This is a genomic window from Deefgea rivuli DSM 18356, assembly GCF_000620145.1.
Classification (GTDB): Bacteria; Pseudomonadota; Gammaproteobacteria; order Burkholderiales; family Chitinibacteraceae; genus Deefgea; species Deefgea rivuli.
This window is the reverse complement of sequence record NZ_JHVM01000003.1, coordinates 399,535-425,619: the sequence shown is the minus strand read 5'-3', so window position 1 is coordinate 425,619 and position 26,085 is coordinate 399,535. Positions and strand designations below refer to the sequence as shown.

Genomic DNA, 26,085 nt, shown 5'->3' with positions numbered 1-26,085 from the left:
TTTGCCGATTGTAAATATTTTAATGTGTTAATGGGTATTGCCTTGTAGGCTTTATTTTATAAAGTCTACATTCATATACATGCTGGCACGAAACTAAGAATAATTAATTCACTAAACCCACGAGAACACCATGAAAGTATTGATTCTGCCCGGTGATGGCATTGGCCCTGAGATCGTTGCACAAGCTCGCAAAGTGCTCGAAGTTTTAAAAAATGATGGTTTGGATTTAGAGCTGCAAGAAGCGCCACTCGGCGGCGCAGCTTACGATCAATACGGCTCGCCGTACCCAGAATTCACCCAAAACTTGGCTCGCGAAGCCGATGCGATTTTGCTCGGCGCTGTTGGCGGCCCGCAATACGACACATTAGATCGCCCATTGCGCCCAGAGCGCGGCCTCTTGGCAATTCGCAAAGATTTGGGTTTGTTTGCCAATCTGCGTCCAGCGATTTTGTACCCAGAATTGGCGAATGCTTCCACGCTGAAACCTGAAGTGGTTTCAGGTTTGGATATTTTGATCGTGCGTGAATTAACCGGCGATATTTATTTCGGCCAGCCACGCGGCATTCGCGTGAATGAAGCAGGCGAGCGCGAAGGCTTTAACACCATGCTGTACGCCGAATCTGAAATTCGTCGTATTGGCCATGTGGCTTTCCAAGCAGCGCAAAAGCGCGGCAAGAAGCTGTGCTCAGTCGATAAGGCCAACGTCTTGGAAACCACTGAGTTCTGGAAAGAAATCATGACTGACATGGCCAAAGAATATCCAGACGTAGAACTCAGCCATATGTTGGTTGATAACGCGGCGATGCAATTGGTCAAAGCACCGAAGCAATTTGATGTGGTGGTCACGGGTAATATCTTTGGCGATATTTTGAGCGATGAAGCGTCGATGTTGACCGGATCAATCGGCATGTTGCCAAGCGCATCGCTCGATGTGAATAACAAAGGTTTGTATGAGCCGAGTCATGGTTCGGCGCCAGACATCGCGGGCAAAGACATTGCCAATCCATTAGCAACGATTTTGTCGGTGGCGATGATGTTGCGTTACACCTTCAACAACGAAGCGGCTGCGCAGCGTGTTGAAAATGCGGTTAAGAAAGTGCTGGCACAAGGCCTGCGCACGGCGGACATTTTTGAAGCGGGCACGACGAAAGTGGGCTGCTCGGCGATGGGCGATGCGGTGGTTGCTGCGCTGTAATTGTTTTTCCATTCATCATTTAAAAAAAGGCCGTGAAGGCCTTTTTTTATGCCTGTAAGCTAGGCTGAAATTCAAATCCTATTGCAGGAGCGGGTGATGAAAATTTTGGCTAGTCTGCTTGGGCTTTGCCTGCTGTCAGCGCCCGTGTATGCAGAAAAAATCACGCTGACATTGCAGGAATATCCACCGTATATGGGCGAAAAACTACCGTTTCAAGGCTTGCTGACGCGGATTGTGGTCAGCGCATTTGCGCTAGAAAATATTGAAGTCGTTCTTAAATCGGTGCCCAATAATCGTGCCATCGAAGCGCCACGCCGTGGCATTTATGACGGTAGTTTTGGCTGGGCTAAAAATGCCGATCGCGAGCGTGATTTATTGTATACCGACCCGGTGATGTCGCTGCGCATGGTGTTTTGTCATCAAAAAGGTCAGCAATTTCCGTGGAAAACCTTGGCGGATTTATCGCCGTACGCCATCGGGATTACGAGCGGGAATTATTACTCTGAAGACTTTGCCAAGCTTCAGGCCGCAGGCGTATTGAAAGTTGATGCAGCGCACAGCGATGTGGCTAACTTTAAAAAATTACTGGCTGGTTATATTCAGTTGTTCCCGATTGACGCTGAAGTCGCACCTTATTTGATGGCGCAACATTTAACGCCAGTCGAGCGCGTTTCTATCAGTTGCCAAAAAGAAGCGTATTGGGATGCGCCGCTGCATGTCGTCGTCTACAAAAAACACCCCAATGCCGAGCGTTGGGTGAAAGCGTTTAATGCGGGTTTGAATACCTTGGAAAAGAGCGGTCAGCTAGAACGTTTAATCCAATCGAGCCGAGATGCTTTGTATCAGGTGAATAGTACAAAATAAGCCATTTTCCTCGCTTCTCCGCTTAAAAATCCTGCTCGTTTTATCTGGCTTAAACGAGTAAAATGCAGCCTCTCCGCCTTACTTGCGGTTCAATACTTGGAGTTGGTATATGTCTAAAGCTATTTCTGTTGCACTCGTTGGGGCAGATACCCCTGCATCTCAGGCGGTATTGGATGTATTGGGCGAGATGCCATTGGCTTTGACCGCACTTTACCCATTGACCGACGATGATGAAGCCAGCGAAGTCGAATTACGAAAGCACTCTTTGCCAATGATTGATGTGGCGACGTTTGATTGGAAAAAAGCCGATGCAGTGTTGTTTGTTGGCGCTCCGGATTTGGCGACGCAATACGCTCAAATCGCCGCTGAAGCGGGCGCGGCGGTGATTGATTTGACGGGGGCGACGGATAGCAAAACCGGCAGACCGCAGCGCGGCCAATGTATTGGCCTGCCACATGTGCTGACGTCGATGATTTCAGCGCCGCTCGCTGCTTTGAAATCCTTGGCAACGATTGATTTCTCTGCGGCAACGGCGATGTTGTCGGTGTCCGAAGACGGCAAATCGGCAATTGATGCTTTGGCGATGCAAACGCGGCAATTATTCGCACAGCAAGAAGTTGAGCTGGCAGGTTACCCAAAACGCTTGGCGTTTAATATTTTGCCAACGGCTCTGCGCGGTGAAGAAGAGCGTATTACGACTGAATTGGCCGCCGTTGGCACATCAGTGAACTGCCTGACCGTGAGTCGTGTACCAGTCTTTTTTGGCCATGCGGTGAGTTTGAGTGTGCAATTGAGTCAAGCGGTCACCTTGGCGCAAGTTGAAGCCGCAATGGCCGATGCACCGACTTTGTACCATATGAAAGCGGAAGGCGATGCAGGCATTGCCACGCCGCAAGACGCGATTGGCGGCGATAAAGTCTGGCTAAATCAATTGTCGGTCTCGGTTGATGGCCGCTCGGTGAATATGTGGCTGGTCGCGGATAATGCGCGATTGCCTGCGCGGGCTGCGGTGTTGTTGTTGGCCTTGCTTTGAGATCTTGGATCTTTAAATGAATTACACATTTAGGCCATTCTCCTTTGGGGATATTCAGAATATTTTGGTAGATGCAGAGCCTTTTCCTTACCTTCAAAAGCGAATTCGGAAGGAAATTGCTAGTGGTTTATGGTGGGTTTACGACGAAGAAGCCAAATCTTATCTATTTGCTGTTTCTGGTGAAACTATGTTTGATGGACCAGGTTACATTTTATTCTTGAATAGTGAATTTTTTGAATTCAGGGTGGAGCCGTTTGAAAAACGTACGCTACTTTATAAAATTTACCGAATGAGTGTGGGCGCTGTTAGTGGCAAAATAAAATCAGCGTTTTGTAGTGCAATGGCTATTTATGGCGTTGATGGTAAAGGCCCAAATACTCAGTGGCCTTTATTAGTGCCTGAGTTTGTATCTTCCTTAGGAACGCTTGAATGTTGCGAGCATTTTGAGGCGACTTGTGATGATTAAATTAAAGTATTAACGGGTATTTGGCTGTAGGCTATTGCTACTGAAGATCATATTCATATACCTGTAAAATAAAAACCGAGCCAAGGCTCGGTTTTTTATTGGCTCTAGATATTTAAGTCGATGAAATATTCCTTAAGCCTCACAGCACCTCAGCGGCGTAATCGGCCAAGCGCGAGCGCTCGCCGCGCGTTAAGGTGATGTGGCCCGAATGTCCCCAGCCCTTAAAGCGATCAACGACATAGGTTAAACCCGACGAGCCTTCGGTCAAATAAGGCGTGTCAATCTGACTGATATTTCCTAAACAGACCACCTTGGTGCCGGGGCCCGCGCGCGTAATCAGCGTTTTCATTTGCTTGGACGTCAAATTTTGCGCTTCGTCGATAATCAAGAATTTCTTCAGGAAAGTACGGCCACGCATAAAGTTAAGTGATTTCACTTTAATCCGTGAACGTATCAAATCACGAGTGGCTGCGCGGCCCCAATCGCCCGCTTCGGCATCGGTTTGATTCAGTACATCCAGATTGTCTTCTAATGCGCCCATCCACGGCATCATTTTTTCTTCCTCCGTGCCAGGTAGGAAACCGATGTCTTCACCGACGGGGACGGTGACGCGGGTCATAATGATTTCGGTGTAAATCTTGCTCTCTAAAGTTTGCACTAAGCACGCAGCCAAAGTGAGTAGCGTTTTACCGGTACCCGCTTGCCCGAGCAGTGATACAAAATCCACATCGGGATTCATTAGCAAATTGAGTGCAAAATTTTGCTCTCGATTGCGCGCTGTAATGCCCCAAATCGCATTTTTGGTGTGGGTATAGTCTTTGAGGCTTTCAAACACCGCCGTTTTACCATCAATACTCACCACACGGGCTTGCAGTGGCGTATCACCCGCTTGGAATAAAAGCTGATTGACATAGAGATCGGGTACGTCAGGGCCTTTGATTTTCCAGTAGCTGCGATTACCTTCTTGCCAGCTTTGTAGATCTTTGCCATTGCGCTCCCAAAAATCGATGTCAATTTCGCGCATACCGTTGTAGAGCAGGTCGGTGTCTTCTAAAACTTTGTCGTTAAAGTAATCTTCAGCGGCCAAGCCTAAAGTCCGCGCTTTAATTCGCATATTGATGTCTTTAGACACCAAAATCACTTCGCGTTTGGCAAAAACCTGCTGCAAATGATGGACGACACCGAGAATTTGGTTGTCAGCTTTGCCCATGGGTAATTGAGCTGGCAAGACACTGGTGATCGCCTCTGTTTGCAAGAACAAACGCCCAGTGGCTTGATCCTTGCTGCCTTTGCTGAGTGAAACGCCGTCGTGCAGGCTATTTTCCATTCCAGCGACCAGCTCTTCCATGAACCGACTGGCTTGCCGTGCATTACGCGCGACTTCGGTCATGCCTTTTTTATTCGAATCCAGCTCTTCTAGTGTCATCATCGGCACAAACACATCATGCTCTTGAAAACGGTAAATTGAGGTGGGGTCATGCATCAATACATTGGTATCCAGCACAAAAAGTTTGCTGTCACTCGGGGCTTTACGTTTGCGGGCGGCCATGATGCACTCCTTGTTTTAGTATTAAAGCAAAAGTTTTCTTGGCTTCCTTGTTTGGCCTCGTCGTACGACTTGTATTGGGGCCTCACGCCTTGCCATAAAACTTTTGCGCATGTACTTGGATTCAATAAAAAAGCGGCTCGTCGGCCGCTTAGTATTTACTGCATAGATTGCACAATGCTCAGAACTTCCGCCGCGTGATTAGGTACTTTCACGCCGCGCCATTCCTTGATGATTTCTCCTTCTGCGTTAATTACAAACGTGCTGCGCTCTATACCACGGACTTGCTTGCCATACATATTTTTTAATTTCATTACACCAAATGCTTCGCAGGCGACTTCATCCGGATCGGAAACCAGCTCAAAAGGCAGATTCAGTTTCGTTTTGAAGTTTTCATGGCTTTTTAATGAATCGCGGCTAATCCCAAAAACTTGGCATTGCGCGGCTAAAAATTGGGAATGTAGATCGCGGAAATCACCGGTTTCGGTGGTGCAGCCTGGCGTACTGTCTTTCGGGTAAAAATACAGCACGAATGTTTGGCCTTTGAGGGCGTTGGTATCAAATTGGGTGTCGCCAGTGCTATTTAATACCAGCGCTGGGCAAGGGTTTGAACTCATTGAATGCTCCGAAGGTTGATGTGTTGCCTTTAAATCATTGTCGGCAATGGGCTTGCATTGAGCAAGATTTGCTTTGTCACAAATCTAAAATCGAACGAGATGTTTGATTAATTGCAATCCGACTGTGCCGAGTTCTTAGCGGGAGCAGCTAATACCGTTACAATACGGGAAGAATATTTACAGCTGTGTGACAAACACGTTAACCCCTTTAATATGAGTACAAAACCATGAGTATCAAGTCAGATAAATGGATTCGCCGGATGGCGCAAGAGCACGGCATGATCGAACCGTTTGTTCCCGGCCAAGTTAAAGAAGTGAATGGTGAACGAATTGTGTCCTACGGTACGTCTAGCTACGGCTACGACATTCGTTGCGCTGATGAATTCAAAGTATTTACCAATATCAACTCAACGATTGTGGACCCAAAAAACTTTGATGAAGGCAGTTTTGTCGATGTATCGGGCAAAGGTTATTGCATTATCCCGCCGAATTCGTTCGCACTCGCTCGCACGGTGGAATACTTCCGTATTCCACGTAACGCCTTGACGATCTGCCTCGGCAAATCAACCTATGCACGTTGCGGCATTATCGTGAACGTCACGCCGTTTGAGCCGGAATGGGAAGGCTACGTGACTTTGGAATTCTCAAATACGACGCCGCTGCCCGCCAAAATCTACGCCAACGAAGGCGTGGCTCAAGTGTTGTTCTTTGAGGCTGATGCCGATGATGTTTGCGAAACCAGTTATGGTGATCGTGGCGGGAAATACCAAGGCCAAGTCGGTGTAACGTTACCACGCACTTAATTTGAGCTGTATTTTGTTTAAACAGGCCTCGCTATGAGGCCTGTTTGCGTTTGCGCAATAAATATTGTTGAGTTATATTATATAAAATAGTATTTTGATTGTTAGCGAAGGAATAAAAATGACAGAAAATTATCGCAAGTTAGTGCAGGATATTAGCGGCAAATTACGTGAGTTTGCGAAGGAAATTCCGGAGACGCAGCAAGGTTTTATGCAAATCACCAAGGCGACGCACACGGAAGCCGCGTTGAGTAAAAAACATAAAGAATTAATGGCGATGAGTATTGCAGTTGCGGCACGCTGCCAAGGCTGCTTGGGCTTTCATGCACAAGCCTGCGTCAAATTGGGCGTGACTCGTGCAGAGTTTATGGAGATGTTACAAGTCGCCATTTATATGGGCGGAGGTCCCAGTGTGATGACGGGGGCTGAAGCTTTGTTGGCATTTGAAGAGTTCGGTGGTGAAAAAGCGGCTTCTTGATTTTTTGTTGAGGTGTATATGGCTGTAGGTAATTATAAATAAAGACTACGGCCATATACCATCGATATTAATCTTCTTATTCTTTCTTTCCCGTTTTGAATTCACTCGCCGCACGCAAAATTCCGCGCATGATGTCGAGTTCTTCGCGTTCCATTTGCGCGCGAACGAACAGGCGGCGTAGGCGTGGCATCAGGCGTTTTGGTGCGTTCGGTTTCAAGAAGCCAATCGTCAGTAACACTTCTTCGAAATGCTCAAAAAACAGCTCTACGGCTTGATGCGGCGCGCGTTCGCGGTTTTCTTCGAGGTAACGAATGTCGTCGTAGCCTTCTTCAAAACATGCGGTGCGTAGCTCGTAGGCCAAAATTTGCACCGCTTGCGAAAGATTGAGGCTGGAATAATCTGGATTGGTTGGGATCGTGACGCGGCGATTGCATTGTTCCAGCTCGGCAATGGTTAGTCCGCTGGTTTCTGCACCAAATACCAAGGCGACTGCAGCGCCTGTGCGCGCAGCTTGCACCAGTTCAGGCGTGAGCTGGCGCGGGGTTTGCAGTGGTTGCGAGAGTTCACGGCGGCGCGCGGTCATCGCCACTTGCAAGGTGGTGCCTTCCAGTGCTTCTTCCATGGAGCTAACGACTTTGGCATTGGCCAAAATATCCCGCGCGCTGGAGGCGAGCGCGTCGGCGACTTCAGACGGGAATTCTTTGGGATTGATCAGGTAGAGCTGCGTCAGCCCCATGGTTTTCATCGCGCGGGCGGTCGAGCCGATATTGCCGGGGTGGCTGGTGTGCGAGAGGACGACGCGGATGTTAGCTAAGCAGGCAGTTTCGTTATTGATCATTTTAGTATTTCGCTGGGTGTGGAACGAGTAGGGTAGTGCGCAATTTTAGTGGATCGCTGGCGCTGAGGTAGTCAGAAACACACGAATGTGGGATAAAAAACGAGTTTGCGTCATTTGATTTGCTTCTTTCTGCATAAGCGGGTTTATTACTCCGTGCGAGACGGGTAGAATACGCCATTAAATTTATCGATCTTTTTTAATAGTGAGAAGTCATGCATCCAATGCTGAACACTGCGGTGCGCGCTGCGCGTCGCGCCGCGACCGTGATCCAACGTGCGTCGAATAATCTGGACCTAATTACACCTGAGAAAAAAGGTCACAACGATTTCGTGACTGAAGTCGACCGTGCTGCGGAACAAGCCATCATCGAGACGATTCTTGAGGCTTATCCGACCCACGCGATTTTAGCAGAGGAGTCGGGCAAGCGCGGTAATTCTGAATACGTTTGGATTATCGATCCGCTTGATGGTACTACGAATTTCTTGCATGGCTTCCCACAATACGCCATCTCCATCGCGCTGGAACATAAAGGCGTGATTACCCAAGCCGTCGTTTACGATCCAAATCGCAACGATTTGTTCACCGCGACACGTGGCGTTGGCGCATTCTTGAATGACCGCCGTATCCGCGTATCGAAAGTCCGTGATTTGTCGGATGCACTGGTTGGTACTGGCTTCCCGTATACCAAATTCAATAATCTAGAAAACTACCTAAATATCTTCCGCGATATGGCACAAAAAGCCGCAGGCGTGCGCCGTCCGGGCGCTGCTGCGCTGGATTTGGCCTATGTTGCCTGTGGTCGCTTTGATGGTTTCTTTGAGTTCGACCTGAAACTCGTCGACATCGCTGCCGGTACGCTCTTGGTGCAAGAAGCGGGTGGTTTGGTGACGGATCTTAATGGCGAAGAAAAATTCCTTGAGTCGGGCGATGTGCTTTGTGGTACGCCGCGTGTATTCGGCCAAATGCTGTCTTTGATTCGCGGTCATTTGAAATAATTGCAGTTGAACTAAATATCAAAAAGCCGACCTTGGGTCGGCTTTTTTTGTGGGCGGCTGGCGGTGATTTATTTAATTTTGGGTTTTTGTGTTTTTATACTTGTTTTCGAATTTATGCTGATTTTTTTCAGGTTTAAAATATGGGGTATTGCCATATAAGGTTTCTATTTGAATACTTATATAGCAATACCTATGGTTTTAACTGCTGAGTAGTGCTTGATAGAGCTCAGGCTTGAAGCCGACATTGGTGCTGTTGCCGGTGACCAAGACTGGGCGCTTGATGACCGATGGATTGGCGAGCATGACGTCGGTAGCGCTGGCGGCATCAATGACGCTGGCTTTGGTGGTGTCGTCCAGTTTGCGCCAGGTCGTGCCTTGTTTGTTGATCAGTTGCTCCCATTCGATTTGCGTGAGCCACTGTGCGACGTGTTCCTCGCTCAAACCTTGCTTCTTAAAATCGTGCCATTCATAGGCTATGCCATTTTCAGTGAGCCAGTTGCGAGCCTTTTTTACCGTGTCGCAGTTTGGGATACCGTAGAGTTTCATATTAATTCCAAAAATGAAAAAAGGCCGCCAAAGCGGCCTTGTTTAGTTGCAAGTCTTAATGCAGAGAAATATCGAAAGTCACATCAGGTTCGGTGGGCTGATTGTTGGCGGCTTTGCGGCTGGCTTCTTGCTCTTGCACCGATTGCGCGTTGTTCACCATCCACGACAGATTGGTTGCCGAATCGGCATTGCGTAGCGCTTCATCGAGTTCTACTTCACCATTGCGGTACATTTTATACAGCGATTGCTCAAAGGTTTGTGAGCCTTCAGAAAGTGATTGCTCCATCGCTTCTTTGATTTCGGCGAGTTCGCCGTTTTTGATGAGTTCAGCAATGCGGTTGGTGTTCAGCATCACTTCGACAGCGGGTTTGAGTTTGCCGGTGTCTTTGCAGCGCACTAAGCGCTGTGAAATAATCGCCTTGAGTGAGGTCGATAGATCATAGAGCAGCGACTCACGTGCTTCTTGCGGGAAAAAATTCACAATCCGGCTGAGCGAATGGTAGCTATTGTTGGCATGCAAGGTTGAAATGCACAAATGGCCAGCTTGCGCGTATTGCATTCCGTAAGTCATCGTGCTGCGATCACGGATTTCGCCGATCATTAGTACATTCGGTGCTTCACGCATCGCGTTGCGTAGCGCATCGTCGTAGCTGTGTGTGTCGGTGCCGACTTCGCGTTGATTAACGAGGGATTTTTTGTGGCTATAGATAAATTCGATGGGGTCTTCCATCGTTAAGATGTGGCCGCTGTGGTTTTCATTGCGGTGCTCTAGCATGGCTGAAACGGTCGACGATTTGCCAGAGCCGGTGGCGCCAACGACCAGAATAATCCCGCGTTTTTCCATGACCAAATCTTTGAGGATCTCGGGCATGCCAAGTTCTTCTAGTGTGTCGGCTTTGGGCTTAATGAAGCGGGCGACCAGAGCGACACTACCGCGGCTTTTGAAAACGTTAACCCGAAAATTGCCAATGCCGCTGACGGGATAGGCAAAATTCATTTCAAGGTCGCGCTCAAACGTCGCGACGCGCGCTTCGCCCATCAGTTGATAAGCGAGTTGTTTGACGTGTTCGGCGCTTAAAATTTGATTGTTAACTGGGTGGCACGACCCTTGAATTTTGATCACGATGGCCGAATCGGCGGCTAAAAACAGGTCGGATGCGCTGCGTTCAGCCATTAGTTTAAAAAACGGCAAGAGATTCATGATGGGTCCTTGGTCGGGGTGGGGGCATTGCGCAGTTCTCGGCGCAAAATTTTACCCACATTCGATTTGGGTAGGCTATCTCTAAATTCGATGCTGCGCGGTATTTTGTAATTGGTAAGTTGCCCACGACAAAACTCAATGACTTGTTCGCTGCTCAGGGCTGGATCTTTTTTGACAATCACCAGTTTAATTGCTTCTCCTGTCTTTTCGTCGGCAATACCAATGCACGCTACTTCGAGTACGCCAGGGTGATTGGCAACGACGTCTTCGATTTCATTTGGGTAAACATTAAATCCCGATACTAAAATCATGTCTTTTTTGCGGTCAACGATTTGGAAAAAGCCACTGGGTTTCATAATGGCAATGTCACCTGTGGCCAGAAAACCGTCGTTGCCTAGAATCTGCGCCGTGTCTTCAGGGCGATTCCAGTAACCTTTCATCACTTGCGGGCCGCGAATAAAGAGTTCGCCACGCTCGCCGGTCGGCAAGACGACGCCTTCATCGTTACGAATTTCACCTTCCGTGAGTGGCACGGGTAGGCCAATCATGCCGTTGAATTCACGGGTGTTCATTGGATTGATCATTGCGGCTGGTGAAGTCTCGGTGAGGCCATAGGCTTCGATCAGCGGAACATGAGTGGTTTTTTGCCACTTGTCGGCCACGGCGTGTTGCACGGCCATACCGCCGCCCAGCGCGAGCTTCCAGCGTGAAAAGTCGAGCTTTGCAAATTCAGGGTTGTTGAGGAGTGCGTTAAATAAAGTATTGACGCCTGTGATGCAAGTCACTGGGTATTTGGAAAGTGTCTTAATAAAGTCAGGAATGTCGCGTGGATTGGTAATGAGTAGGTTGGTTGCGCCAATTTTGCTAAACACCATGCAGTTCGCTGTGAGCGAAAAGATATGATACAGCGGTAGTGCAGTAACGATCATTTCTTGGCCGTCGCCGACTACTGGGCTGATCCATGCGTGCGCTTGCTGCATATTGGCAACGATGTTGCCGTGCGTCAGCATTGCACCTTTGGCAACGCCCGTCGTGCCACCCGTGTATTGCAAAAAGGCAATGTCATCGTGGCCGAGTTTTACAGGGGTGAGGGTATTGCTCTGGCCTGCTTTAATAGCTTGATTAAACGTAGTATGCCCAGCTAGGGTGTATTTCGGCACTAATTTTTTTATGTGGCGAACGACATTGTTGACGATCAGGCTTTTTGGGAAGCCAAGTAGGTCGCCCAGCTCGGTCACAATCGTGTGTTTGATGGTGGTTTTTTTGAAAACAGCTTCGAGCGTATGCGCGAAATTGGCTAAAATTAAGATCGTTTCAGCACCAGAATCATTGAGTTGATGCTCTAGTTCACGCGGGGTGTACAGCGGATTGACGTTAACGACAATATAGCCCGCGCGCAAAATGCCGAAAATCGCAACGGGGTATTGCAATAAATTGGGCATCATTACCGCAACACGTGAGCCGGCAGGTAATTTTAGAGTCTGTTGCAGATAGGTTGCAAAGAGCACTGAGAGCCGATCTAGTTCGGCGTAACTGATGGCTTTACCCATATTAATAAATGCATCACGGTCGCGATACTTGGCGACACTTTGGGCGATGACTTCGGGAACGGATGCAAATTCATCCAGATTGACCGAGTGCGGTACATCGGCTTGATAGCTTGCGAGCCAAGGTTGATTCATTGTGTTGTCTCCTTCGTAGCCTTACTTTATGGGCAAAAGCACCGATGAGACAAGTGCATCTTTGTGAGGGAGTATTTCGCCAGCTTATCTTTTCTGTTAGAATCAGGAAAATCCCGTAAAAAGCGGGAGTGCTTTCAACATTGTATGAATGGGCGCGCAATAGTTTGCAGCCCATTTTTTGTTTGTAGCTTTTGAGAAGGGAAGTATGGCGGTCAATCTGCAATCTGTGTTGGACAGTACCTTACCAGGTTTAGGGTACGAATTAGTCGATTTCGAAATGGGCGAGCAAGGCTTGTTGCGCATTTTTATCGACAAAGAAGGCGGCGTCACCATCGATGACTGCGTGGCAGTGAGCAATCATTTGTTGCGTCTGTTTATGGTTGAAAATATTCCCCATGAGCGCCTTGAGGTGTCCTCACCGGGATTGGATCGCCTAATTAAGAAACCGGCGGATTTTGAGCGATTTGCCGGAGAGATGGTGAAGGTTAAGCTTCGGTTGCCCTTGCCTGATCGTCGCCGGAATTTAATCGGCAAGTTGTTGGGCTTGGTGGATGATCATGTGGTGATTGATGTGGCGGGCGAAGAGCTGAAATTGGCTTTGTCGGCGATTGATCGCGTTCGGATCGAACCGCAGTTTTAATCGGTAGGTGTTCGCGCAAAAATTTTATGGCGAGGCGTCGAAGCCGCAGGCAGTACGCCTTAGTACGGCAAGGCGAGACAACGATGCAAGAAGATTTTTGCTGAAGCACTTAAACCCATTTGGCAAATACTGTTAATTTGGCTGTTGTTCTAGGCCGGAGGACTAATTTATGAATCGTGAAATTCTAGTGCTGGTCGAAGCACTTGCACACGAAAAAAACGTAGAAAAAGATGTTGTATTTGGCGCGCTTGAATTGGCGCTGGCTTCTGCAACTAAAAAACGTTACGACGACGAAGTTGAAATTCGTGTTTCGATTGATCGCAATACTGGCGCATACCGTAGCTTCCGCGTCTGGGATGTGGTTGAGGATAACGACCACGAAGAGCCATCACGTCAAATCGCAATTACTGATGCGCCTGACTATAGCGCTGACTTGCGAGTGGGCGATGTATGGGAAGTTGAGTTAGAGCCGATTGAATTTGGCCGGATCGGCGCACAAGCCGCTAAGCAAGTCATTTTGCAAAAAATCCGTGATGCTGAGCGCGAACAAAACCTGAATGATTTCTTGCAACGTAGCGAACATATCGTGTCGGGCAGCATTAAACGTATCGAACGTGGCAATGCGATTCTTGAGTTGGGTAAACTAGAAGCGATCTTGCCGCGCGATCAAATGATTCCAAAAGAAAACTTGCGCGTCGGGGATCGTGTGAAAGCATTCTTGTTGCGCGTGGATCGCAATGGACGTGGTCCGCAACTGGTGTTGTCACGGATCGCACCTGATTTCATGGCGAAGCTGTTTGAGCTTGAAGTGCCAGAAATTGAAAATAATTTGATCGAGCTTAAAGGTGTAGCGCGTGATCCAGGCATGCGTGCCAAGATTGCTGTTAAATCGAACGATCAACGGGTTGACCCACAAGGTACTTGTATCGGTGTGCGTGGTACGCGTGTCAATGCAGTAAGTAATGAGCTGGCTGGTGAACGCGTTGATATCGTGTTGTGGTCGCCTGATGCGGCGCAATTTGCGATTAATGCTTTGTCACCTGCTGAAGTGAGCTCCATCATCTTGGATGAAGATAGCCATAGCATGGACGTGGTGGTTGATGAAGAAAACTTGGCGATGGCCATTGGCCGTGGCGGTCAAAACGTGAAGTTGGCGGCTGAATTGACCGGTTGGAAGCTCAACATCATGACCGTTGATGAAGCTGAAGAAAAGCATGAAGAAGAATTCACCAAAATTCGCGCCCTGTTTGTTCAGGCGCTGGATATTGACGAAGATGTAGCCAGTGTATTGGTGCAGGAAGGCTTTAATACATTAGAAGAAGTGGCGTATGTGCCATTAAATGAAATGCTGGAAATCGAAGCGTTTGATGAAGAAACCGTAAACGAACTGCGCTCTCGTGCACGTGATGCCTTGCTAACGCAAGCCATTGCGCGTGAAGAAAGACTTGAGCATCAGTCCGAAGACCTGAAGACGCTGGAAGGTATGACCTCAGAACTGGCTGCTGTATTGGCCGAGAAAGAGATACGTACCCGTGACGATCTAGCAGATTTGGCGGTCGATGAATTAACCGAAATGACTGGTATCGACGCAGAAACCGCTAAACAACTGATCATGAAAGCGCGCGAACATTTGTTCGCCTAAGGCGCGGGAGAGTAATCAATGAGTGAACCCAAAGTCAGCCAGTTTGCTGCCGAATTAAAAATGCCAACGCAAGAGCTGATTCAGCAATTGCAAGCTGCAGGTGTAAATAAAACGAATGCCGATGATGTTTTAAGTTCGGATGACAAGCAATTGTTGCTTGGTCATTTGAAACAAAAACATGGTCAAGCAGGCGAAAAGCCAAAAGTAACGTTGGCGCGTAAAGAAACAACTGAAATTCGTAAAACCGACGCCACTGGCAAGTCGAAAACGATTCAGGTTGAAGTGCGTAAAAAGCGTGTTGTTGAAACACCGGCGGCGCCCATTGCGCCCGTTGCAGCGCCTGTCGCTGCTGCTCCAGTTGCGCCCGTTGCTGTTGCGCCTGCTGCGCCAACTCTGGTGATTGATGAAGCGCAGCGTCAAACACGCGAAGCTGAGTCACGTCGCCAAAACGAACTCTATGCACGTCAAGCTGCAGAAATGGCCGCGAAGAAAAATCGCGATCAAAAGCCTGCTGAAGTCGTTGCGCCGGTTGTTGAAGCTGCACCTGTTGTTGATGCGACTCCGGTTGCGGCTCCTGCCGCAGCGGCACCACAGCAACCACAGCAACCACAGCAAGCTAAGCCACAGCAGGTCGCAAAACCTGCTGAAGCAAAACCCGCAGTGAAACCGCACTTGAAGCCAGGTCACGAAGCGCCGCGCGTTGGTGCGCGTGTTGACTTCCGTCGTCCGAAAGAAACGCCAATTCATGCACCGGAAAAGGCCGCAGCAGCACCTGCCGCAGCTAAGCCAGCGGATAAAAAACCAGCTGTCGGCGCGGCTGCACCGAAGAAAGACGAGAAAGGCGGCTGGAATGATGGTCGTCAGAAAAAAGGCATTAAAACCCGCGGCGGTGATACGGGTAATGACTGGAAGTCTAAAAAAGGTGGCAAGCGTAATAACAATGCCGCTGCGCAAGATAATGCTCATGCATTTGTTGCGCCAACTGAGCCAGTTGCGCGTGAAGTGGATGTACCAGAAACAATTTCAGTTGCCGATTTAGCCCACAAAATGGCCGTTAAAGGCGTTGAAGTGGTTAAAGCGCTGATGAAAATGGGCATGATGGTGACGATTAACCAAGTGTTGGATCAAGAAACGGCAATGATTATTGTCGAAGAAATGGGCCATACGCCAGTTGCTGCCAAGCTTGATGATCCGGATATCTATTTGGATGAGGAAGCAAAAACGGATCACGTTTCAACATCACGTGCGCCAGTTGTGACCGTTATGGGTCACGTTGACCATGGTAAAACGTCATTGCTCGATTATATTCGTCGCGCCAAAGTGGCATCGGGCGAAGCGGGTGGTATTACTCAGCATATTGGTGCGTATCACGTTGAAACCGGCAAGGGTGTTATTACCTTCCTTGATACCCCTGGTCACGAAGCGTTTACATCAATGCGTGCCCGTGGTGCTCAGTTGACTGACATCGTGGTGTTGGTGGTTGCTGCTGATGATGGCGTGATGCCACAAACGATTGAAGCGATTCACCATGCGAAAGCAGCGGGTGTACCGATTGTCGTTGCAGTGAACAAGATTGATAAGCCAGAAGCGAATTTCGAGCGCATCCGTCAAGAAATGGTTGCGCAAGAAGTGGTACCGGAAGATTGGGGTGGTGATACTCAATTTATCCACGTATCAGCGAAAAAAGGCTTGGGTATTGATGAATTGCTCGACGCGATTCTGTTGCAAGCTGAAGTGCTTGAATTGACTGCGCCAGTCGATGGTCCTGCTAAGGGGATTATCATTGAAGCGCGTTTGGACAAAGGTCGCGGCCCTGTGGCTTCGATGTTGGTTCAATCAGGTACTTTGCGCAAAGGCGATACCGTTTTGGCGGGTCAAGTGTATGGTCGTATTCGTGCGATGCTGGACGAAAATGGTAAACCAATTAACGAAGCTGGCCCGTCAATGCCAGTTGAGATTTTAGGTTTGTCTGAAGTGCCTGCGGCTGGTGTGGATGCAATGGTGTTTACTGATGAGAAGAAAGCGCGCGAAATCGCGATGTTCCGTCAAGGTAAATTCCGCGATGTGAAATTTGCTCGTCAGCAAGCATCGAAACTTGAAAATATGTTTACCAAGATGACTGAAGGCGATGTGAAAAACTTGCCTATCATTATCAAGGCCGACGTACAAGGTTCGTCAGAAGCATTGTCACAAAGCTTGCAAAAACTTTCGACCAGTGAAGTTCGCGTGCAAATCTTGCACAGTGCAGTCGGCGGTATTTCTGAGTCGGATGTGAACTTGGCCTTGGCGTCGAAAGCCGTGGTGATTGGCTTTAATACTCGTGCCGATTCTTCTGCTCGTAAGTTGGCTGAAGCTGAAGGCGTTGATATTCGCTACTACAACATTATTTATGATGCTGTGGATGATGTTAAAGCTGCGTTGTCAGGTATGTTGGCACCAGAGCGTCGCGAGTCCATCATTGGTCTGGTTGAAATTCGTCAAGTCTTTGCAGTATCGAAAGTGGGTACGATTGCAGGTTGCTTGGTAATGGAAGGTGTTGTTAAACGCTCGGCGGGTGTTCGTGTCTTGCGGAATAACTTGGTCATTCATCAAGGCGAGCTGGAAAATCTGAAGCGCTTTAAAGATGAAGCGAAAGAAGTAAAAGCAGGTTTCGAGTGTGGTTTGCAATTGAAAAACTTCAACGACATTCAATTGGGCGACCAATTAGAAATCTTCGAAGTGGTGGAAATCGCTCGTACGCTGTAATGATGTGAGGTGTCAGGGGTGAGGTGTGAGGTGTTCTCATCCCGACACAATAGCGCAGGCCCTTCGTGGTGCTTGCGCTTTTTGCTTTTTATTAATTGGTGCTGAGAGGCTGTTCACCTCACTCCTCGCACCGCACTCCTCACAGAGATTATGGCTAATAAACAATTTACTCGTGCTGACCGTGTTGCTCAGCAAATTCAACGAGATTTAGCGACGGTAATTCGCGCCGAACTCAATCATCCACACGCGGCATTGATTACCGTGACTGACGTTGAAGTGTCACGCGATTATTCGCACGCTAAGGTGTTTTATACTTTTTTGGGTGATGCAAGCCATCGCCCAGAAATCGCGCATTTATTAGAGCGTGCGAAAGGTTTTTTGCGCGCGCAAATCGCTCGTGGTTTCTCGCTCTACAAAATGCCGGAATTGCATTTTGAATATGATGAATCGATTGAGTACGGTATGGATTTGACGCATAAAATTGAGCAAGCTAACTCATTGCCAAAAGCGCCGGAAGAAGATGGCCAAGCGTAAGATCGATGGTGTATTGCTGCTGGATAAGCCGTTTGGTTTTTCGAGTAATGGCGCTTTATTGAAGTGCCGTTGGCTATTGCAAGCGGAAAAAGGCGGTCATACCGGCGTTTTGGATCCGTATGCAACGGGGCTTTTGCCACTTTGTTTCGGTGAGGCGACTAAGTTTGCCCAGCGTATGCTCGATGCCGATAAAGGTTATCGCGCAACGATACGCTTTGGTCAAATGTCGACCACGCTGGATGGTGAGGGCGAAATTAGCGAAACGGGTGAAGCGCCTGCTGATTTGGCGCAAATTTTGCCGATTCTGGCGCAGTTCACTGGCCCGATTGAGCAAACCCCACCTATGTATTCGGCGCTAAAGGTTGCTGGTAAAGCGCTGTATGAATATGCCCGTGAGGGTGTTGTTCTTGAGCGAAAGTCTCGCCCCATCACGATTTACGAAATAAATGTTGTTTCGTATGAGGCGCCAGTGCTGATTGTGGATGTGCTGTGTTCTAAAGGCACGTATATCCGCGTTTTGGCTGAAGATATTGGTAATGCATTAGGTTGCGGTGCGTATTTGTCAGGTTTGCGCCGGACGTTGACTGGCGGCTTTAAGCTAGAAGATGCCATTACCTTGGATGAATACATTGCAATGGAGATGCTGGAGCGAGAATCCAAGCTGATGCCTGCTGAGCAACTCATCATTGAATTGCCAAGTTTGCAGCTCAATGCGGCGCAAACGGCATTAATGCGCAATGGTATGCCGATTCTAGATCTGATTAATCCACCGCTCGGGGAGTTAAGGCTTTACGGCAATCTGGAAAAGTCGGATAATCCTGTGTTCATCGGTTTGGGTGAAGTGGGCGCTGATAGCGTACTGCGACCCAAACGACTGCTTTCTACCCACTTGGCGTAGAAAGTTAATGGAGCTGGAATGGGTTGAAAGACTCAATCTATGCTTGTCTAATCACCCTCGGGTGATTTTTTGGAGAAGTTTGAATGTCTGTTACTGTTGCTCAAAAAGCTGAACTCGTTAAAAAATTCCAACACAAGGAAGGCGACACGGGTTCTTCTGAAGTTCAAGTTGCATTGTTGACTGCTCGTATCAATGATTTGACTGAACATTTTAAAATTAACAAGAAAGATCACCACTCACGTCGTGGTCTTTTGGCTATGGTTTCTCGTCGTCGTCGTTTGTTGGATTACCTCAAACGCACGAACAACGATAGCTATCGCAGTCTGATCGCTGCATTGGGTCTACGTAAGTAAAACCCACAGCAAAAAAGTCGCAGTCAAACGATTGCGGCTTTTTTTCTTTGTACTTCCCCGTTTTAAACCTTTACTGCGCCCAATAGCGATTCCGGCGGCGAAGTAAAGTTTGGTTGTGCCGGAATCGGCGATGTGCAAGTGATGAGCTTGATCGATCCCATCGCAGCGGAAGTTTCTTTGGCCATGGTCGCTGGCAAACATTGTGAAAAGGACAACGAGTGTTCAATAAATTTACTAAATCTTTTGCTTTTGGCAAAAATACCGTCACCATCGAAACCGGTGAAATTGCACGTCAAGCGACTGGCGCCGTGATGGTTGATGTGGATGGTACCTCTGTATTGGTGACTGTCGTTGCCGCTCGCTCGGTTAAACCGGGCCAAGATTTTTTCCCATTGACTGTTGATTACCAAGAGCGCACTTACGCTGCAGGTAAAATCCCTGGTGGTTTCTTCAAACGTGAAGGCAAGCCATCGGAAAAAGAAGTATTGACGAGCCGTTTGATCGATCGTCCGATTCGCCCGTTGTTCCCTGAAGGTTTCTTTAACGACATCCAAATTATCGCTACCGTGATGTCGATTAACCCTGAAGTTGATTCTGATATTGCCGCAATGATCGGCGCTTCTGCTGCGTTGACTCTGTCTGGCGTGCCTTTTGATGGCCCAATCGGCGCTGCGCGCGTGGGTTACATTAACGGCGAATACGTATTGTGCCCAGCTATGTCAGAAATGAAAGACAGCCAAATGGACTTGGTTGTTGCGGGTACGAGTCAAGCGGTATTGATGGTTGAGTCTGAAGCCAGCGAATTGTCTGAAAGCATTATGTTGGGCGCGGTCGTATTCGGTCACGAGCAAATGCAAGTGGCAATTAACGCGATCAATGAATTGGCGGATGAAGTGAATCCAGAATTGTTTGACTGGACTGCCCCTGTTGCTAACGAAGCTTTGATCGCGCAAGTACGCGGCATCGCTGCTGAAGGCTTGGCACAAGGTTTCAAATTACGTCAAAAACAAGCTCGTACGCAAAAAATCAATGAAACTTGGGCTTTGGTGAAAGACGCGCTGATTACTGAAGAAACTGGCACTTTGGCTGCCAATGAAATCAAAGGCATCTTTAAAGGTTTGGAAGGCGAAATCGTTCGCGGTCAAATTTTGGCGGGCGAGCCACGTATCGATGGTCGTGATACGCGCACTGTACGTCCAATTTCGATTCGCACTGGTGTATTGCCGCGCGCGCATGGCTCGGTATTGTTTACGCGTGGTGAAACTCAAGCGATTGTTGCTGCCACTTTGGGTACTAAGCTTGACGAACAAAAAATCGATGCATTGCATGGCGGTTACACTGACAGCTTTATGCTGCATTACAACTTCCCTCCGTACTCGACGGGTGAAACTGGTCGTGTTGGTGTGCCAAAACGTCGTGAAATCGGTCACGGTCGTTTAGCTAAGCGTGCTTTGATCGCGATGTTGCCAGCGAAAGAAGATTTCGCTTACTCAATGCGCGTCGTGTCTGAAATCACTGAATCAAACGGTTCGTCTTCAATGGCGTCGGTTTGCGGTGGTTCTTTGGCATTGATGGATGCAGGTGTGCCGATGAAAAACCACGTTGCGGGTATCGCAATGGGTTTGATTAAAGAAGGTAATGCCTTCGCGGTATTGTCGGATATCTTGGGCGACGAAGATCATCTCGGCGATATGGACTTTAAAGTTGCGGGTACTGAAAACGGTATTACTGCGCTGCAAATGGACATCAAAATCACCGGTATCACCAAAGAAATCATGCGTGTTGCACTCGACCAAGCTAAAGAAGGTCGTGTTCACATCATCGGTATCATGAAAGGCGCATTGGATGGCGCGCGTGAAGAAGTGAGCGAACACGCTCCACGTCTTTACACGATGAAAATCAATCCAGAAAAAATCCGTGATGTGATTGGTAAAGGTGGTTCGGTTATTCGTGCTTTGACTGAAGAAACTGGCACACAAATCGACATTACTGAAGATGGTACGATCACGATTGCTTCTGTTTCGGCAGAAGGCGCAGCTGAAGCGCGTCGTCGTATCGAAGAAATCACTGCTGAAGTTGAAATTGGTCGTATCTACGAAGGTCCAGTGGTTAAGATCTTGGATAAAAACGTCGGTGCTATCGTTTCAATCATGCCAGGTAAAGATGGCTTGGTGCACATTAGCCAAATCGCGAATGAGCGTATCAATAACGTGGGCGACTATCTGAAAGAAGGCGAGATCGTTCGTGTTAAAGTGATTGAGCAAGACGAAAAAGGTCGTATTCGTTTGTCAATTAAAGCTGTTTTGAATGATGAGGCGGCTGCGAATGCGCCGGCTGAAGTGGTTGTGGTTGCGGAAGTGACTGAAGAGTAAAATCCTAGAGGCTTTGGCCCTTGGGTAATAAAAAACGGGCACTTTTCAGTGCCCGTTTGTTTGATACGGTAATTCGTTAATTATTGTGCCGTTGTGCTTGAACCGTTTGTTTTCTTAGCGGCAGTTTTAACTGCATCAGCAGTTGCAGTTGATGCTGCTTTGACTGAGGCATCTGCAAAGTCAGCAACTTGTTTGGCTGCTTTAGTCATGCTGTCAACTGCAGCAGCAGTAGCTTGAACTGTGGATTTTACAGCTGCAACGGCCGCATCTGTACCGGCTGGTGCCGATTTAACAAAGCGATCTAGACCTGAAACAATGTTTTTGTTGAAGTAAACGCTGCGTTCATCAACAAGTTTGCTAAATTCAGTTTGTGCTTGTGATGCAATTTCATACAAGCTACGGCTATAAGAAATAGAGTTGTCGACTGCTGCTTCCGATAGTTTTTGCTGCGCAGCAAAAGCGGCTTGAGTATCTTTGATGCCTGAAAGTTCCTTTGCATTACGCGCTGAATCTTCAAGCGTATTTTTTGCAGTTTCAACTTGTAGCTTAACTAGGCGGTCTGCGGCATCAATTGAAATGCGCGTAAAACGCAAGATGGTTTCGAATTGTTCGGTGGCGAAGTCGTTAAATTGTTGCTGTGCGGTTGTCATGCTGCTACTCCTGAAAGATGTTTGGGTGAACTGGACTCAATCTGGTTAAATGTTGCAATGCACAATACGGCTTCATTTTGGAAGAGCTTTTTATTGTTGTCAATATAAATTTGTGCGATGCATCATGTTGCATCGAGCGTAACACCAGACTATCCTCATTAGATAATGCTGATAGGTCAATTATTTCGGGGGTTTGAATCAATGAGTGTCGAAAAACGAGTCATTAAGAAATATCCTAACCGTCGTTTATACGATACGCATACGAGTAGCTACATTACCTTAAGTGATGTAAAGCAATTGGTGCTCGATGGTATTGATATTTCAATCTTGGATGCTAAAACCAACGAAGATTTGACGCGCAGTGTTTTGCTGCAAATTATTTTAGAAGAAGAAGCGGGCGGTATGCCGATGTTTTCTTATGATGTGCTCACACAAATTATTCGTTTTTATGGTCATGCAATGCAGGGCTTAATGGGGAATTATTTAGAAAAGAACATGCAGTTGTTTGCTGACATGCAGGGACGTTTGCAAGATCAAGCCAAATCCACCATCGTCAGTGATAATCCAATTTTTGCTAATAATAATCTCTGGGGTGAATTTATGAAGTTCCAGGGGCCGGCAATTCAAAATATGATGGGTAATTATTTGGAAAGTAGTACCAGCATGTTTGTCGATATGCAGCAGCAATTGCAAGATCGCGCAAAGAATTTATTTACTGGATTTGGTATGCCAGGTGGCCCGCAACGCGCTGAAGCGGATGAGGTGCGCCCGACTGAAACCCCTGTTGCAACTGCGAGCCCAGAGCCTCAGCCTGACGCTGAGTCCCCTGCTGTTGTGGCTAAGAAGCCGGCAACTCGCCGTAAAGCGGCGCCAAAGCCTGAGTAAGGGTATTGCTCTGTAGGCTTTTATTTGTAATGTATGCAGTCATATACCTAGTTTTTTTATTGCAGCCCCGCTTGGGGCTGTATTATTTTGGAATGAATTATGGAAATGTCTGATGCCTACCGCAGCCGTTTTGCCGGTATTGCGCGTTTATATGGCTTGGCGGCGCTAGAAAAATTTTACACAGCACGAGTTTGTGTAATTGGTGTTGGCGGCGTTGGCTCTTGGGCTGGCGAAGCGTTGGCGCGATCAGGCGTGGGTCAGGTCACATTAATTGATTTGGATGATGTGTGTATCTCAAATACCAATCGGCAATTGCCTGCAATGGAAGGTCAATTTGGGCGGATGAAAGTAGTGGTATTGGCCGAGCGCATGCTGGCGATCAATCCTGAAATTCAAATTAAGCAAATTGAAGATTTTATTGCGCCAGAAAATTTCGTTGAATATTTGGCGGGTCAATTTGATTTCGTAATCGATTGTATTGATAGCGTTAAAACTAAAGCGGCATTGATCGCTTGGTGTCGTCGCAATAAAGTGAAATTAATTACTGTGGGTGGCGCTGGCGGACAGGTCGATCCAACACAAATTCTAGTCGACGATTTAAGTCGAACGATTCAAGATCCGTTAGCATCGAAAGTGCGTAGCTTATTGCGGCGCGACTATCAGTTTCCAAAAGCGGGTAAGAAGTTTGGTATTGAGTGCGTCTATTCGACCGAGCAATTGGTGTATCCACAAGCGGATGGTTCGGTGTGCGCCAGCAAGCCTTTGGTGGGTGAGGGCGTGCGTTTGGATTGTGAGGGCGGTTTTGGTGCGGCAATGACAGTGACGGCGACATTTGGTTTGGTTGCGGTATCACGCGTATTAAAAGTGTTGGCAAAATAATGTGATTCAAGCATGAAAAAAGCCACGATATGCATCGTGGCTTTTTGTATTGCATCATCAAGATGAGATCTGTGCTTAATTAAGCAGCAGTACCAACAACTTGCAATTTAACAGTGCTAACAACGTCGTGGTGCAATGCTAATGCCACTTCGTATTCGCCGATTGCCTTGAACGGGCCTTCTGGCAAACGCACTTCAAATTTCTTGATTTCGATACCAGCTGCAGTGATTGCATCAGCGATGTCTTGTGTTGTAACAGAGCCGAACAAACGACCATCTACACCGGCTTTTTGGCCGATAGTGAATGAGGCGCCTTCCAACTGAGCTGCACGTGCTTGCGCTTGTGCCAAGATTTCAGCTTGTTTTGCTTCCAATTCAGCACGGCGTGCTTCAAATTCAGCCAAGTTGGCTTCGTTTGCGCGCTTTGCTTTGCCTTGTGGGATCAAGAAGTTACGTGCGTAACCATCTTTCACTTTAACCACGTCGCCCAATGTACCTAGGTTTGCTACTTTTTCGAGTAGGATAATTTGCATGTTAAGTTCTCCTTGCTCGATTAGTGTTGGTCAGTGTACGGCAACAAAGCCAAGAAGCGAGCCAATTTGATGGCAGTCGACAATTGACGTTGGTATTTAGCTTTAGTACCAGTGATACGTGCAGGAATGATCTTGCCGTTTTCAGAGATAAAGTCTTTAAGCAAAGCTACGTCTTTGTAATCAACGTGCAAAATGCCTTCGGCAGAGAAGCGGCAAAATTTCTTCCGCTTGAAAAGATTGCGAGACATGAGTGTTCCTCAATTCAAAAGTTCAAATGCATCAATATGCAAAACCAGTGCATGACGAAAGCGTTGATTCTTAGCGGCGAGAAATCCTTTGCATTTTAGCTTTTGTTCTTGGGGGAGTTTCGCAATCGCTTGCGCTACATCACCTAGAGCTAAAAAAGGAATTTCACATTCAACTTTGCGCATGCTGCCCAGTTGTTCTTGTGATGATTGATGAATAATTCGTCCTTCAATCACAGGAATTCCTGCTGGCGTGCTGCGTAAACTTGAGTCTCTAATCAAGTAGCCTTCGATTAATACTCGGTTTCGTAAGTTCAATTTAGCCGAATTAAGCGGCTAGGCCTTCACCAGCAGCTTGTGACAATGATTTAGATTTTTCTTCTTTCATCATTGGCGAAGCTTCGGTTGCAGCAACATCAGTTTTAAGTGTCAAGTGACGTAAAACTGCATCATTGAATTTAAATGCGTGCTCGATTTCATCCAAAGTTGCTTGGCTGCACTCGATGTTCATCATTACATAATGAGCTTTGTGGATCTTTTGGATTGGGTAAGCCAATTGACGACGGCCCCAGTCTTCAAGACGGTGAATTGAGCCTGCACCTGAAGTGATCAGTGCTTTGTAACGCTCGATCATTGCTGGAACTTGTTCGCTTTGATCAGGGTGTACGATAAATACGATTTCATAATGTCGCATGAAGTCTCCTTACGGGTTACAGCCTACCGCTAGCGACCACGGTTAGGCAAGGTTGTAGAACCAAAGAGTTTAATTGGTTTTTAGTGTTTGGGCAAGTTTTAAGCTAAGCGCTTTACCTTAACGCTCAATTTCATCGAATTTTCCGCTCACTGTGGCCCATGTTTCGTGGTCTTCGAGCGGTTCTTTTTTCTCGACTATTGTTGGCCAGGTTTTTGCCAGTTCGGCATTCAGCGCAATAAAAGGCAACATATCTGCAGGAACGTCGTCTTCTGCGTAAATCGCTTCTACTGGGCATTCTGCTACGCAAAGCGTGCAGTCAATGCATTCATCGGGATCGATTACGAGAAAGTTAGGCCCTTCGCGAAAGCAATCTACTGGGCAAACGTCAACACAATCGGTGTATTTGCATTTCACACAGGCATCAGTGACAACATAAGTCATTGCTTGTCCTTATTTTTGGTGGCTGTAAAAATACCAATATTTTAGCAGAGTGCGCAGCGTACTGGTTGGTATTGCATTTTGGCTTGCTGATTGCCGTAATGGCGAGTTATTAAGATTCGCCGTCGTTGAGGTATGTACATGTCCCGGTCTTGCCTAATCTGCAGTGTAAAAAGTTTAGCAAGTCGGCTGAAGTGCCGAGGGTATTTGACGTTGCAAATGTCGGTATCGCTGTTGAGGTTCTAGGGCGTTTGTGGGTAGAGCTTCTAAGATGGGTTTGAATTTACTCAGGCTCAGAGTTTTAAAAGCGTGTGATT

Annotated in this window: 28 protein-coding genes; 16 read left to right on the top strand and 12 right to left on the bottom strand. The window is 47.6% G+C overall.

Going from position 1 to position 26,085, the window contains the following annotated elements:
• The first annotated feature begins 130 nt into the window (after positions 1-130).
• The 4 genes from leuB (at position 131) to Q320_RS0101895 (ending at position 3,558) form a co-directional block, all read left to right on the top strand.
• Positions 131-1,195 (top strand): 3-isopropylmalate dehydrogenase, encoded by a 1,065-nt coding sequence (gene leuB, locus Q320_RS0101910; protein WP_027467600.1) that lies wholly within the window; start codon positions 131-133, stop codon positions 1,193-1,195.
• A 96-nt stretch (positions 1,196-1,291) separates the two neighbouring features.
• A complete protein-coding gene (locus Q320_RS18070) occupies positions 1,292-2,059 on the top strand; it encodes a substrate-binding periplasmic protein (protein ID WP_051534381.1) in 768 nt (255 codons plus the stop codon).
• A 109-nt stretch (positions 2,060-2,168) separates the two neighbouring features.
• Complete coding sequence (locus Q320_RS0101900) at positions 2,169-3,092, top strand: Asd/ArgC dimerization domain-containing protein (RefSeq protein WP_027467599.1); 924 nt, start codon at positions 2,169-2,171, stop codon at positions 3,090-3,092.
• A gap of 16 nt (positions 3,093-3,108) precedes the next feature.
• Complete coding sequence (locus tag Q320_RS0101895) at positions 3,109-3,558, top strand: hypothetical protein (RefSeq protein WP_027467598.1); 450 nt, start codon at positions 3,109-3,111, stop codon at positions 3,556-3,558.
• 139 nt (positions 3,559-3,697) lie between these two features.
• Here the strand turns inward: Q320_RS0101895 and Q320_RS0101890 are convergent, their stop codons facing one another.
• On the bottom strand, positions 3,698-5,107 hold the full coding sequence (locus tag Q320_RS0101890; protein ID WP_027467597.1) for a PhoH family protein: 1,410 nt from the start codon (positions 5,105-5,107) through the stop codon (positions 3,698-3,700).
• A 155-nt stretch (positions 5,108-5,262) separates the two neighbouring features.
• Positions 5,263-5,721, bottom strand: a complete 459-nt coding sequence (locus Q320_RS0101885) for a peroxiredoxin (RefSeq protein WP_027467596.1) — start codon at positions 5,719-5,721, stop codon at positions 5,263-5,265.
• Between the two features lie 227 nt (positions 5,722-5,948).
• Here Q320_RS0101885 and dcd point away from each other — a divergent pair, with 227 nt between their 5' ends.
• Together dcd and Q320_RS0101875 are read left to right on the top strand one after the other, a co-directional pair.
• Complete coding sequence (gene dcd / locus Q320_RS0101880; protein ID WP_027467595.1) at positions 5,949-6,524, top strand: dCTP deaminase; 576 nt, start codon at positions 5,949-5,951, stop codon at positions 6,522-6,524.
• A 118-nt stretch (positions 6,525-6,642) separates the two neighbouring features.
• Positions 6,643-6,999 carry a carboxymuconolactone decarboxylase family protein gene (locus Q320_RS0101875; protein ID WP_027467594.1) on the top strand — a complete coding sequence of 119 codons (357 nt, stop codon included), beginning with the start codon at positions 6,643-6,645 and terminating at the stop codon, positions 6,997-6,999.
• Between the two features lie 76 nt (positions 7,000-7,075).
• Here the strand turns inward: Q320_RS0101875 and Q320_RS18065 are convergent, their stop codons facing one another.
• The gene (locus tag Q320_RS18065) at positions 7,076-7,837 is read right to left on the bottom strand and encodes an RNA methyltransferase (protein WP_035851675.1); all 762 of its coding nucleotides are present in this window, start codon (positions 7,835-7,837) and stop codon (positions 7,076-7,078) included.
• A gap of 212 nt (positions 7,838-8,049) precedes the next feature.
• On the opposite strand from Q320_RS18065, the gene Q320_RS0101865 reads away from it, so the two are divergent.
• A complete protein-coding gene (locus tag Q320_RS0101865; RefSeq protein WP_027467593.1) occupies positions 8,050-8,832 on the top strand; it encodes an inositol monophosphatase family protein in 783 nt (260 codons plus the stop codon).
• Positions 8,833-9,030: 198 nt separating this feature from the next.
• Here the strand turns inward: Q320_RS0101865 and Q320_RS0101860 are convergent, their stop codons facing one another.
• The 3 genes from Q320_RS0101860 to Q320_RS0101850 are packed head-to-tail and all read right to left on the bottom strand — an operon-like array spanning position 9,031 to position 12,261.
• Positions 9,031-9,378, bottom strand: a complete 348-nt coding sequence (locus tag Q320_RS0101860; RefSeq protein ID WP_035851674.1) for an ArsC family reductase — start codon at positions 9,376-9,378, stop codon at positions 9,031-9,033.
• 55 nt (positions 9,379-9,433) lie between these two features.
• Positions 9,434-10,579, bottom strand: a complete 1,146-nt coding sequence (locus Q320_RS0101855) for a PilT/PilU family type 4a pilus ATPase (protein WP_027467591.1) — start codon at positions 10,577-10,579, stop codon at positions 9,434-9,436.
• A complete protein-coding gene (locus Q320_RS0101850; protein ID WP_027467590.1) occupies positions 10,576-12,261 on the bottom strand; it encodes an AMP-binding protein in 1,686 nt (561 codons plus the stop codon). Before Q320_RS0101850 ends, Q320_RS0101855 begins: the two co-directional genes overlap by 4 nt.
• 205 nt (positions 12,262-12,466) lie before the next feature.
• Between Q320_RS0101850 and rimP the strand changes: the two genes are divergently transcribed.
• The 7 genes from rimP to pnp all read left to right on the top strand — a co-directional run bounded on the left by rimP (position 12,467) and on the right by pnp (position 21,445).
• Positions 12,467-12,901: a ribosome maturation factor RimP gene (rimP, locus tag Q320_RS0101845; protein WP_035851671.1), complete on the top strand. Its 435-nt coding sequence runs from the start codon at positions 12,467-12,469 to the stop codon at positions 12,899-12,901.
• Between the two features lie 169 nt (positions 12,902-13,070).
• On the top strand, positions 13,071-14,543 hold the full coding sequence (nusA, locus tag Q320_RS0101840) for a transcription termination factor NusA (RefSeq protein WP_027467588.1): 1,473 nt from the start codon (positions 13,071-13,073) through the stop codon (positions 14,541-14,543).
• Between the two features lie 18 nt (positions 14,544-14,561).
• The gene (gene infB, locus Q320_RS0101835; RefSeq protein ID WP_027467587.1) at positions 14,562-17,288 is read left to right on the top strand and encodes a translation initiation factor IF-2; all 2,727 of its coding nucleotides are present in this window, start codon (positions 14,562-14,564) and stop codon (positions 17,286-17,288) included.
• 150 nt (positions 17,289-17,438) lie between these two features.
• On the top strand, positions 17,439-17,822 hold the full coding sequence (gene rbfA, locus Q320_RS0101830; protein WP_027467586.1) for a 30S ribosome-binding factor RbfA: 384 nt from the start codon (positions 17,439-17,441) through the stop codon (positions 17,820-17,822).
• Positions 17,809-18,720, top strand: a complete 912-nt coding sequence (gene truB / locus Q320_RS0101825) for a tRNA pseudouridine(55) synthase TruB (protein ID WP_027467585.1) — start codon at positions 17,809-17,811, stop codon at positions 18,718-18,720. The genes rbfA and truB overlap by 14 nt, the downstream gene beginning before the upstream one ends.
• An 83-nt stretch (positions 18,721-18,803) precedes the next feature.
• Positions 18,804-19,073 carry a 30S ribosomal protein S15 gene (rpsO, locus tag Q320_RS0101820; RefSeq protein WP_027467584.1) on the top strand — a complete coding sequence of 90 codons (270 nt, stop codon included), beginning with the start codon at positions 18,804-18,806 and terminating at the stop codon, positions 19,071-19,073.
• Between the two features lie 218 nt (positions 19,074-19,291).
• Complete coding sequence (gene pnp, locus Q320_RS0101810) at positions 19,292-21,445, top strand: polyribonucleotide nucleotidyltransferase (protein ID WP_027467582.1); 2,154 nt, start codon at positions 19,292-19,294, stop codon at positions 21,443-21,445.
• A gap of 80 nt (positions 21,446-21,525) precedes the next feature.
• Here pnp and Q320_RS0101805 read toward each other — a convergent pair whose 3' ends face one another.
• Entirely contained in the window at positions 21,526-22,095 is a 570-nt protein-coding gene (locus tag Q320_RS0101805) for a phasin family protein (protein WP_027467581.1), read from the bottom strand.
• A 201-nt stretch (positions 22,096-22,296) separates the two neighbouring features.
• Between Q320_RS0101805 and phaR the strand changes: the two genes are divergently transcribed.
• Together phaR and tcdA are read left to right on the top strand one after the other, a co-directional pair.
• A complete protein-coding gene (phaR, locus tag Q320_RS18060; RefSeq protein ID WP_084282271.1) occupies positions 22,297-22,980 on the top strand; it encodes a polyhydroxyalkanoate synthesis repressor PhaR in 684 nt (227 codons plus the stop codon).
• Between the two features lie 99 nt (positions 22,981-23,079).
• On the top strand, positions 23,080-23,859 hold the full coding sequence (gene tcdA, locus Q320_RS0101795) for a tRNA cyclic N6-threonylcarbamoyladenosine(37) synthase TcdA (protein WP_245590948.1): 780 nt from the start codon (positions 23,080-23,082) through the stop codon (positions 23,857-23,859).
• Positions 23,860-23,938: 79 nt separating this feature from the next.
• Here the strand turns inward: tcdA and rplI are convergent, their stop codons facing one another.
• From rplI to fdxA, 5 genes are all read right to left on the bottom strand, one after another.
• Positions 23,939-24,391 (bottom strand): 50S ribosomal protein L9, encoded by a 453-nt coding sequence (gene rplI, locus Q320_RS0101790; RefSeq protein WP_027467579.1) that lies wholly within the window; start codon positions 24,389-24,391, stop codon positions 23,939-23,941.
• 20 nt (positions 24,392-24,411) lie between these two features.
• Positions 24,412-24,639: a 30S ribosomal protein S18 gene (gene rpsR, locus Q320_RS0101785; RefSeq protein WP_027467578.1), complete on the bottom strand. Its 228-nt coding sequence runs from the start codon at positions 24,637-24,639 to the stop codon at positions 24,412-24,414.
• A 9-nt stretch (positions 24,640-24,648) separates the two neighbouring features.
• On the bottom strand, positions 24,649-24,954 hold the full coding sequence (priB, locus tag Q320_RS0101780; protein WP_084282269.1) for a primosomal replication protein N: 306 nt from the start codon (positions 24,952-24,954) through the stop codon (positions 24,649-24,651).
• Positions 24,955-24,964: 10 nt separating this feature from the next.
• Positions 24,965-25,330: a 30S ribosomal protein S6 gene (gene rpsF, locus Q320_RS0101775; RefSeq protein ID WP_027467576.1), complete on the bottom strand. Its 366-nt coding sequence runs from the start codon at positions 25,328-25,330 to the stop codon at positions 24,965-24,967.
• A 117-nt stretch (positions 25,331-25,447) separates the two neighbouring features.
• Positions 25,448-25,771 carry a ferredoxin FdxA gene (fdxA, locus tag Q320_RS0101770; RefSeq protein ID WP_027467575.1) on the bottom strand — a complete coding sequence of 108 codons (324 nt, stop codon included), beginning with the start codon at positions 25,769-25,771 and terminating at the stop codon, positions 25,448-25,450.
• Positions 25,772-26,085: the final 314 nt, after the last annotated feature.

Coding starts and splice junctions, on each gene's coding strand:
- leuB (WP_027467600.1), top strand. CDS start 131: ATGAAAGTATTGATTCTGCCCGGTGATGGCATTGGCCCTGAGATCGTT.
- Q320_RS18070 (WP_051534381.1), top strand. CDS start 1,292: ATGAAAATTTTGGCTAGTCTGCTTGGGCTTTGCCTGCTGTCAGCGCCC.
- Q320_RS0101900 (WP_027467599.1), top strand. CDS start 2,169: ATGTCTAAAGCTATTTCTGTTGCACTCGTTGGGGCAGATACCCCTGCA.
- Q320_RS0101895 (WP_027467598.1), top strand. CDS start 3,109: ATGAATTACACATTTAGGCCATTCTCCTTTGGGGATATTCAGAATATT.
- Q320_RS0101890 (WP_027467597.1), bottom strand. CDS start 5,107: ATGGCCGCCCGCAAACGTAAAGCCCCGAGTGACAGCAAACTTTTTGTG.
- Q320_RS0101885 (WP_027467596.1), bottom strand. CDS start 5,721: ATGAGTTCAAACCCTTGCCCAGCGCTGGTATTAAATAGCACTGGCGAC.
- dcd (WP_027467595.1), top strand. CDS start 5,949: ATGAGTATCAAGTCAGATAAATGGATTCGCCGGATGGCGCAAGAGCAC.
- Q320_RS0101875 (WP_027467594.1), top strand. CDS start 6,643: ATGACAGAAAATTATCGCAAGTTAGTGCAGGATATTAGCGGCAAATTA.
- Q320_RS18065 (WP_035851675.1), bottom strand. CDS start 7,837: ATGATCAATAACGAAACTGCCTGCTTAGCTAACATCCGCGTCGTCCTC.
- Q320_RS0101865 (WP_027467593.1), top strand. CDS start 8,050: ATGCATCCAATGCTGAACACTGCGGTGCGCGCTGCGCGTCGCGCCGCG.
- Q320_RS0101860 (WP_035851674.1), bottom strand. CDS start 9,378: ATGAAACTCTACGGTATCCCAAACTGCGACACGGTAAAAAAGGCTCGC.
- Q320_RS0101855 (WP_027467591.1), bottom strand. CDS start 10,579: ATGAATCTCTTGCCGTTTTTTAAACTAATGGCTGAACGCAGCGCATCC.
- Q320_RS0101850 (WP_027467590.1), bottom strand. CDS start 12,261: ATGAATCAACCTTGGCTCGCAAGCTATCAAGCCGATGTACCGCACTCG.
- rimP (WP_035851671.1), top strand. CDS start 12,467: ATGGCGGTCAATCTGCAATCTGTGTTGGACAGTACCTTACCAGGTTTA.
- nusA (WP_027467588.1), top strand. CDS start 13,071: ATGAATCGTGAAATTCTAGTGCTGGTCGAAGCACTTGCACACGAAAAA.
- infB (WP_027467587.1), top strand. CDS start 14,562: ATGAGTGAACCCAAAGTCAGCCAGTTTGCTGCCGAATTAAAAATGCCA.
- rbfA (WP_027467586.1), top strand. CDS start 17,439: ATGGCTAATAAACAATTTACTCGTGCTGACCGTGTTGCTCAGCAAATT.
- truB (WP_027467585.1), top strand. CDS start 17,809: ATGGCCAAGCGTAAGATCGATGGTGTATTGCTGCTGGATAAGCCGTTT.
- rpsO (WP_027467584.1), top strand. CDS start 18,804: ATGTCTGTTACTGTTGCTCAAAAAGCTGAACTCGTTAAAAAATTCCAA.
- Q320_RS0101805 (WP_027467581.1), bottom strand. CDS start 22,095: ATGACAACCGCACAGCAACAATTTAACGACTTCGCCACCGAACAATTC.
- phaR (WP_084282271.1), top strand. CDS start 22,297: ATGAGTGTCGAAAAACGAGTCATTAAGAAATATCCTAACCGTCGTTTA.
- tcdA (WP_245590948.1), top strand. CDS start 23,080: ATGGAAATGTCTGATGCCTACCGCAGCCGTTTTGCCGGTATTGCGCGT.
- rplI (WP_027467579.1), bottom strand. CDS start 24,391: ATGCAAATTATCCTACTCGAAAAAGTAGCAAACCTAGGTACATTGGGC.
- rpsR (WP_027467578.1), bottom strand. CDS start 24,639: ATGTCTCGCAATCTTTTCAAGCGGAAGAAATTTTGCCGCTTCTCTGCC.
- rpsF (WP_027467576.1), bottom strand. CDS start 25,330: ATGCGACATTATGAAATCGTATTTATCGTACACCCTGATCAAAGCGAA.
- fdxA (WP_027467575.1), bottom strand. CDS start 25,771: ATGACTTATGTTGTCACTGATGCCTGTGTGAAATGCAAATACACCGAT.